The organism is Streptomyces sp. YIM 98790 (genome assembly GCF_011421595.1).
Classification (GTDB): domain Bacteria; phylum Actinomycetota; class Actinomycetes; order Streptomycetales; family Streptomycetaceae; genus Streptomyces.
Window position 1 is genome coordinate 1 of sequence record NZ_WTLH01000223.1, and the last position, 8,343, is coordinate 8,343.

Below are 8,343 nucleotides of genomic sequence, written 5' to 3' on the forward strand. Positions count from 1 at the left end.
CGGCCGGTGCGCTGCCCGGGCCCGGGCCGGGACCGGCGAGGGCGGTGGCGGGCGGCAGGCCGTCCGCCGCCGGGGCCACCAGGGCGGCGGCCGGACGCGGGCCGTCCACGGGCGGGGTGGACGCATACAGCTCGACCCGTGCCTTTCCCCCCTGCTTGGCCCGGTACATGGCCAGATCGGCGTTGCGCAGCAGGGCCGCCGGGGTGATGCCGGGCTCGGCGAAGGCGATCCCGATGCTGGCGGCGACCCGCACCTCGGTGTGCGCCAGCCGGTAGGGACGGGACAGCGCGCCGCGCACCCGTTCGGCGATCTCCAGCACCCGCTGCTCCCGGCTCCGGGTGTCCGCTCGCCGGCCCGGCGCGCCGCCTCCCGCGGCACCCTCGGGGCCGCCGGGAACGCCCGCGTCGCCCGGGTCGCCCGCGTCGCCCGGGTCGCCCGGGTCGCCGACCAGCAGGGCGGCGAACTCGTCACCGCCGAGCCGGGCCGTGGTGTCACCGGCGCGCACCGACTCCCGCAGCCGCCGGGCCGCCTGGATCAGCAGCTCGTCCCCGGCCTGGTGGCCGACGCTGTCGTTGACGGCCTTGAAGCCGTCCAGATCGATGTAGAAGACGGCGGCGGCCAGGGTGTCCATGCTGCGCCGCCCGTGGATCGCCTGGCGCACGCGTTCGGTGAACAGCGCCCGGTTGGGCAGGTCGGTCAGCGGGTCGTGGGAGGCGCTGTGCNGGTCGTGGGAGGCGCTGTGCTGCAACTGGGCCTGGAGCCGGACGCGTTCGGTGACGTCCCGGCTGTTGAAGATCAGGCCGCCCTGGTGGCGGTTGACCGTGGACTCGATGGTGAGCCAGTGGCCGGCGCCGTGCCGGACGCGGCACTCCACCCGGGTGACCGGCTCCTGCGCGGCGGGCACCGACAGGAAGCGGCGCAGTTCGTGGGTGACCGGGCCGATGTCCTCGGGGTGGATCAGCGCGGCCAGGCGGCGGCCGTGGAGCGACTCCGCCTCCTGGCCCAGGACCCCGGCGGCGGCCGGGCTGACGTAGCGCAGCACGCCGTCCGGCGCCGCGATCATGATCACGTCGCTGGAGCCCTGCACCAGGGAACGGAAGTGGTTCTCGGCCCGGGCGAGTTCCCGGGTGAGCGCGATGTTGTCCAGCAGCATGATGCCCTGGCGGGCCAGCAGCGCCAGCACCAGCGCGCAGGCGGAGAACAGCACCACCCGGTCCGGGTCGCCGCCGTTGACCGTGCTGAGCAGGATGGACAGGGTGCACACGGCGGCGGCCAGATAGGGCGTCAGGGCGGTGAGCGAGCCGATCAGGGGCCGGCTTCCGCCGTGCGCCCCGGGCGGGGCGTGCACCGGGCCTGGGGCCTGGGCCGGGACCCCCGCCGCGCCTCCCGCCGGCACCGGTGCGCCACCGCCGCCCGTACCGGGCACCGCGCCGCGGTCCGCCGCGGACGGACTGGTGACCAGCCAGGGAGCGGTGGCCAGCAGCAGCGAGCCGGTGAACCAGCCGGCGTCGAGCAACTGCCCGGAGGCGTACTGCTGCTGCATCAGCGGCGAGATGAACAGCGCGTCGCACAGCACGGTCAGGGCGAGCGAGCCGATGGCGGTGTTGATCGCGGAGCGGTGCACGGAGGTGCGGCGGAAGTGCAGGACCAGCACCATGGAGACCAGCGCGATGTCCAGCAGCGGATAGGCCAGCGACAGGGCCGCCCGGATCACCGTCTCGCCCTGCACCTGCGCGGTGTGGGCCAGCGCCACGCTCCAGGACAGGATCAGCAGGGAGCCGCCGATCAGCCAGGCGTCCAGCACCAGGCAGATCCAGCCGGCCCGGGACACCGGCCGCTTGGCCAGCATCAGCAGGCCCACGATGGCCAGCGGGGCGAACAGCAGGAAGCAGACGTCCGCGGCGGAGGTGCGCGGCACCGGCTCGCCGAGCACCACCTCGTACCAGCCCCAGACGCCGTTGCCCGCGGCCAGCATCAGGGAGGAGAGGCCGAACAGGGTCCAGGCGGGGCGGAACCGGCCGGCCCGCACCCGGGCGTAGATCAGGCAGGAGGCGCCGGCCGCCAGGGCGGCGGCGCTGAGGCCGAAGTCCCCCATGATCAGGGCGAGGCGGGGGGAGCCCCAGCCGAAGGCGGCGCCCGTGGCGTAGCCCGCGCAGGCCAGTACCACCAGCAGTTGCAGGCGGTACCCGGTGCGCGGTTTGGGTGGTCCGACGGGCGGAAGGAGACCCGGCATCCCCGCGGGTGCGGGACCACGCTCCGCGACGCGGTCCGCGGCGGAGTCCGCGGCCGGCGCGGCCGGCAGCCGTCGGTCACGCGGCTGAATTGCCTTGGATGCGCTGTGCATTGGCTGTCGCCCCCCTGTCGTTCCGGGCACGCCACCTGTCGGACACTACACCAGACTGTCACTCAGTGGCATATCTTCACAACTCTGAGTGACAGTCTGGGGATGTGTCTGATATAGGCGTCTCTTCTGGTACTCTCCGCCCCTTCTTCGCCCCTCTCCCTTCTTCTGCCCCTTCTCCGCCCTTCTCCACGCACACCGCGCACTCCGCGCACCACGGGCGCGCGGCGGGCCGCCCGTCCTGGTCAGGCGGTGGCCACCACGTGGCGCAGCGGCTCGCCCACCGCGAAGCGGGTGAGCTGGCCGCGCAGCAGCTTCGCGGCGCGCGGCAGGAAGGCGCTGGACGCCCCGCCGACGTGCGGGGTGATCAGCACGCCGGGCGCGCGCCAGAGCGGGTGGCCGGCGGGCAGCGGCTCCGGGTCGGTGACGTCCAGGGCGGCCCGCAGGCGCCCCGTCTCCACCTCGGCGAGCAGCGCCTTGGTGTCCACCACCGCCCCGCGGGAGACGTTGACCAGCAGGGCGCCGTCCGGCATCAGGGCCAGGAAACCGGCGCCGGCCAGGCCCCGGGTGGCGTCGGTGAGCGGGGTGCACAGGATCACCACCTCGGACTGGGGCAGCAGCCGGGGCAGGTCGGCCGGGGCGTGCACCGGTCCGCGCGGGGACTGCCGGGCGCCGGCGGCGACCCGGAGCACCCGCCGGACCGCGAACGGTGCCAGCCGGTCCTCCACGGCGGCGCCGATGCCGCCGTAGCCGACGATCAGCACGGTGCGGTCGGCGAGGGAGGGACGGACGGCGGGCTGCCAGCGGCCGTCGGTCTGGTCGCGGGCGGCCTCCGGAATCCCGCGCTGGGCGGCCAGGACGAGGGCCACGGCAAGTTCGGCGGTGCTGGTGTTGTGCAGGTCGCCGGCGTTGCAGAGCAGGGCTCCGGCGGGCATGGCGGTCAGGCCGGGGAGCATGTGGTCGTAGCCGGCGGTCAGGGTCTGCGCCACCCGGAGCCGGGGCATGTCGCGCAGCGGGCGCAGCACCGTCTCCGCGGGCTTCATGTAGGGCACGGCGTAGAAGACGCAGTCGGCCGGATCGGCGGGGAAGTCCTGCGCGCCGTCCCAGTGGCGGTAGCTGAGGGCGGCAGGCAGGTAGCCGATCTCCTCGGGCGGCAGGGGGAGCCAGGCATCACCGTTGGTCATGGGCTCAGGCTAAGCCCCGGCCCGGGGGCGGCTCCGCCCCGCCGGGCGCGCCACCGGACGCCACCCCCTCGCTTCCGGAGGCCCGGGACACGCCGGTGGGCACCGGGCGTGCGCCGGGCCCGCACCGGGCGCGCACCGGGCCTTCGCCGGGCGTGGCGGACGGGGCGGATCGCGCAGGCGTGCGGTGCTCCGGATACGTTGGTCGTTCCGGGGCCGGGACAACCCCGGCCGGTCAGGGGCCGGTTGCGGCCGGCCGGGAAGGGACGGGCGTCAGGTGCGGGAGCGGGCGTTGGGCGCGACAGCGCTCCAGGTGGGGGCGATAGGTCTCGGCTGCATGCCGATGACCTGGGGGTATGCCCCGTCCGAGCAGCACGGCGAAGCAGCGGTGCGGGCGGTGCACGCGGCGCTGGACGCGGGTGCAACGCTGCTGGACACCGCGGACGCGTACGGCCCGTTCACCAATGAGCTGCTGCTCGGGCGGGTGCTGAAGGAGCGGCGCGGTGACGCCTTCGTGGCCGCCAAGTGCGGGCTGCTGGTGGGCGAACGGCATCTGGTGGCCAACGGCAGCCCCGCCTACATCCGCCGGGCCTGCGACGCCTCGCTGCGCCGGCTCCAGACCGATGTGATCGACCTCTACCAGCTGCACAGGCCCGATCCGGAGGTCCCGGTGGAGGACACCTGGGGGGCCATGGCGGAGCTGGTGACGGCGGGCAAGGTACGGGCCCTGGGGGTGTGCGCGCTGGACCGGCCGTACTCCCGGGGCACCCCGTCCGGTGCCGGTGCCGGTTCCCGTGCCGGTGCCGCGCGGCCGCCCGTGCTGCGGCTGCTGGAGCGGCTCCAGCAGATCTTCCCGGTGAGCAGTGTGCAGGCGGAGCTGTCGGTGTGGGCGCAGCGGGCGCGCACCGAGCTCCTGCCCTGGTGCGAGGCGCACGGGGTGGGCCTGCTGGCCGCGATGCCGCTGGGACGGGGCTTCCTGACCGGGACGCTGACCACCGGGGGCGGCTTCGAGGCGGGCGATCTGCGGGCCGCGGACCCGCGGTTCACCGCCGAGATGATGGCGGTCAACCAGCCGGTGGTGGCCGGACTGCGGCGGGTCGCGGCCCGTCATCCCGGCGCCACTCCGGCGCAGGCGGCGCTCGCCTGGCTGCTGGCGCTGAGCCCGGTGGTGATACCCGTGCCGGGCTCCAAGAAGGAGCGCTGGGTGCGCGAGAACTGCGCCGCCGACGGCCTCCGTCTCACCCCGGCCGACGTCCACGAACTGACCTGCCTTCCCCCGGCGCAGTCGTCCTGGGACTGACCCGGCCCCGCGGTGCCCGCGGACGGCCCCGGCCGGGGAGCAGGGCGGAACCGCGGGGCGGGCGGGGGTGTATGTGCGGACGATCGGGGCGGGCGTGTGGTGTGCTGCTGTCCGGAGACCGATGAGCTGCCGGGCCGGACCCGGCCGAGCGGAGGGAACCGCGCATGGGAAGCCGTGGGACGCGGACGAGGAACGCGCTGGCGGCGACGGCCGTCGCCGTCGCGCTGGCCGTGGCGGGCGCCGGATGCGCCGGGGACGGCGACGCGGGGACGGAGACCGCGTCGGGCGGCGGGCGGACCACCGGCAGCCCGGAGAGCCCGGACGGTTCCGCCCCACGGCAGGACGAGGGCTCGGTGGAGGTGGCGGAGACGGTCGCCGAGTCGCTGCCCTCGCCCTGGGGCCTGGTGGATCTGCCGGACGACGGTCTGCTGGTGGGCTCCCGGGACCAGGCCACCATCTCGCACGTCGACGAGGAGAGCGGCGAGGTCACCGAACTGACCACGGTGCAGGGCGTGGTGACCGGCGGGGAGGGCGGCCTGCTCGGCCTGGCGCTGCACGACGGCGGGCTCTACGCGTACGTCACCACGGCCGAGGACAACCGCGTGGTGCGGATGGCCTACGACGCCGGGGGCCCCTCGCTGGGCGAGCCGGAGGAGGTGTTCACCGGTATCCCCGGCAGCCGGGTGCGGCACAACGGCGGCCGGATCGCCTTCGGCCCGGACGGCATGCTCTACCTCGCCACCGGGGACACCGGGGACCAGCCGCAGCTGGCGCAGGACCCGGACTCCCTGGCGGGCAAGATCCTGCGGGTGACCCCGGACGGGGACATCCCGGAGGACAACCCGGACCCCGGCTCGGCGGTGTACTCCCTGGGGCACCGCAATGTGCAGGGCCTGGCCTGGGACGACCAGGACCGGCTGTGGGCCTCGGAGTTCGGCGAACGGGCCTGGGACGAGCTGAACCTGATCGAGCCGGGCGGCAACTACGGCTGGCCGGAGCACGAGGGCAGCGGCGGCGCGGACCAGGGCTACATCGACCCGGCCGCCCAGTGGCCGACCGACGAGGCCTCGCCCAGCGGGCTCGCGTGGAACTCCGGCGCGCTGTGGATGGCCTCGCTGCGCGGCGAGCGGCTGTGGCGGGTGCCGGTCGCCGAGGACGCCTCGGTCGGGGAGCCGCGGGCGTTCCTGGAGGGCGAGTACGGCCGGCTGCGCACCGTGCTGACGGTGGACGAGGGCGGGCTGCTGCTGGTCACCAACGAGACCGACGGCCGTGGCGACCCGCAGCCGGCGGACGACCGCGTCCTCCGGCTGCGGGTGAGCTGAGCACCGGGCCGGCAGGCCGGCCCCGCCTCGGCGGCGACTCCTCACCAGCGGACCGGCAGTTCCCGCACTCCCCTGATCAGCAGGCCCGGAATCCACGGCAGCGCGGCCTCGTCGGCGTCCAGGGCCAGGCCGGGGAAGCGCTCCAGGAGCGCGCGGAAGGCGATCCGGCCCTCCAGCCGGGCCAGCGGCGCGCCCAGGCAGTAGTGCAGGCCGTGTCCGAAGGCGATGTGGCCGCGGGCGTCCCGGCGGATGTCGAACCGCTCCGGTTCCGGGAAGCGCTCCGGGTCGCGGTCGGCGTCCGCCATGGCGATCAGGACGGTGGAGCCGGCCGGGATGGTGACCCCGCCGATCTCCACGTCCGCCAGGGCCAGGCGGTCGGTGCAGGTCTCCACCGGACCGTCGTAGCGCAGCATCTCCTCGATGGCGCCGTCGAGCAGGCCGTCGGGGTCGGCGCGCAGCGCGGCGAACTGGTCGGGGTGGGCGAACAGCGCCCGCATGCCGTTGCCGATGAGATTGACCGTGGTCTCGTGCCCGGCGATGAGCAGCAGCACGCACATGCCGATCAGCTCCTCGGGCGAGAGCCGGTCGTCGTCGTCCGCGTCGGCGGTGTGGATGAGCGCGCTGAGCAGGTCGTCGCCGGGCCGGGACCGCTTGGTCTCGATCAGCCCGGCCAGATACGCCGGCATCTCCTGGTAGGCGCGGGCCTCGGCCTCCGGGCTGGTGCGCGCCACCATCTCGTTGGACCAGTCGCGGAACGCCGCCCGGTCCAGTTCGGGCACGCCGAGCAGCTCGCAGATCACGGTCATGGGCAGCGGGAAGGCGAAGGAGGCGATCAGGTCGGCGCGGCGCCCGGGCCGGGCCGCCATGGCGTCCAGCAGATCGCCGGTGAGCTGCTGGATGCGCGGGGCGAGCCCTTCGATGCGGCGGGGGGTGAACTCCCTGGCCACCAGGCGGCGCAGCCGGGTGTGTTCCGGCGGGTCCGACATCAGCATGTGGGCCAGGGCGGGCTGGTCCTGGTCGGTGTTGATGATCTGGCCGACGTTCCCGTGCTTGCGCCAGTCCCGGCTGAGCAGCGGGTGGGTGAAGGCGGTGCGGCAGGCCTCGTGGCCGACGACGAGCCACAGTTCCTCACCGTCGGGGTCCAGGACCGGATGGACGGGGGCCTCGGCACGGAGCCGTGCGTAGACGGGATAGGGATCGCGTAAGAAGTCCGGGCCTAGCTGCTTGAGATCGACGACGGGCCGTACTGCCATGCGGATCTCCCTGTGGGTGGTCGGACCGGCACGTTAACCCGCCCCCGGGCCCGCCGGGTACGGCGCTTTTCGGACGGGTCGCCCCGGGTGGGATGAGATCATCGGCGGCATGGCCGAGGATCCCGGAAGCAGTGCCGAACACGTGAGGGTGGAGGACCTCCTGCGCGGCATCGCCGCGGACCGGTCCGGCGCCCTGTGGCGGCTGACCGGTGCGGAGCGCCAGCTGGACGCCAACGTCGTACGGCTGCCGCCCGGCGGGTCCGTGGCCGACCATGCCGAGCCGGAGCTGGATGTGCTGGTGGCCGTCCTGGCCGGCCGGGGGGTGCTGCGGCACGGCGGCGCGGAGCGCGATCTGCTGCCGGGGGCGGTGCACCTGGTGCCCCGGGGCACGGTCCGCGGGGTGCGGGCCGGGCCGGAGGGCCTGGTCTGGCTGACGGTGCACCGCCGGCGCCCCGGTCTGTCCGTCCGCGGCCTGCGGCGGGCCCCCGGGCGGGGGGCGGCCGGCCCGGAGCCGGAGGAGGGCGGTGAGCCGGCCTGCCTGCTGAGCCGGGTCTGCCCGGGCTGCGGAGCCGTCATCGAGATGCGGGCGGCAGCGTACTGCCCGCGCTGCGGTGAGCAGCTCCCCAGCGCCTGAGGCCCCTTGCGGCGGCGGCCCTCCCTCTAGCGGGTGGGGGCAGCGGTCTCGGTGAGGAGGCCGAGGCGGTGGGCGAGCGCGGCGGCCTCGCCGCGGCCGGAGACCTCCAGCTTGGCCAGGATGTTGGACACGTGCACGCTGACCGTCTTCGGGGAGATGAAAAGCTCCTCGGCTATCTGGCGGTTGCTGCGGCCTGCCGCGACCAGGGAGAGCACATCCCGCTCCCGGGCGGTCAGCCCCGGTCCGGGTGCGGCCGGCCCGGCCGCACCGCCTCCGGCGGGCCCGCCCGGCCCGGCGGGGCGCAGGGCGAGG

At 75.2% G+C, this 8,343-nt stretch carries 7 protein-coding genes; 3 read left to right on the forward strand and 4 right to left on the reverse strand.

Translation table 11 applies throughout. The features are described from left to right. A partial coding sequence (locus GQS09_RS24815; protein WP_165989802.1) for a sensor domain-containing diguanylate cyclase occupies window positions 1-2,233 on the reverse strand: 2,233 nt, incomplete at its 3' end. 353 nt (window positions 2,234-2,586) lie between these two features. Next, window positions 2,587-3,525, reverse strand: coding sequence for a 2-hydroxyacid dehydrogenase (locus tag GQS09_RS24820; protein WP_165989803.1), 939 nt, complete (start codon window positions 3,523-3,525; stop codon window positions 2,587-2,589). Window positions 3,526-3,799: 274 nt separating this feature from the next. Here GQS09_RS24820 and GQS09_RS24825 point away from each other — a divergent pair, with 274 nt between their 5' ends. Together GQS09_RS24825 and GQS09_RS24830 are read left to right on the forward strand one after the other, a co-directional pair. Beyond that, entirely contained in the window at window positions 3,800-4,822 is a 1,023-nt protein-coding gene (locus GQS09_RS24825; RefSeq protein WP_165989804.1) for an aldo/keto reductase, read from the forward strand. A 164-nt stretch (window positions 4,823-4,986) separates the two neighbouring features. Further along, window positions 4,987-6,144 (forward strand): sorbosone dehydrogenase family protein, encoded by a 1,158-nt coding sequence (locus tag GQS09_RS24830; protein ID WP_165989805.1) that lies wholly within the window; start codon window positions 4,987-4,989, stop codon window positions 6,142-6,144. Window positions 6,145-6,185: 41 nt separating this feature from the next. On the opposite strand, the gene GQS09_RS24835 is transcribed toward GQS09_RS24830, so the two are convergent. Further along, the gene (locus tag GQS09_RS24835; RefSeq protein WP_165989806.1) at window positions 6,186-7,397 is read right to left on the reverse strand and encodes a cytochrome P450; all 1,212 of its coding nucleotides are present in this window, start codon (window positions 7,395-7,397) and stop codon (window positions 6,186-6,188) included. Window positions 7,398-7,506: 109 nt separating this feature from the next. Between GQS09_RS24835 and GQS09_RS24840 the strand changes: the two genes are divergently transcribed. Beyond that, window positions 7,507-8,031, forward strand: coding sequence for a cupin domain-containing protein (locus GQS09_RS24840; protein WP_165989807.1), 525 nt, complete (start codon window positions 7,507-7,509; stop codon window positions 8,029-8,031). Between the two features lie 26 nt (window positions 8,032-8,057). On the opposite strand, the gene GQS09_RS24845 is transcribed toward GQS09_RS24840, so the two are convergent. Next, a partial coding sequence (locus GQS09_RS24845; protein ID WP_243761755.1) for a response regulator transcription factor occupies window positions 8,058-8,343 on the reverse strand: 286 nt, incomplete at its 5' end.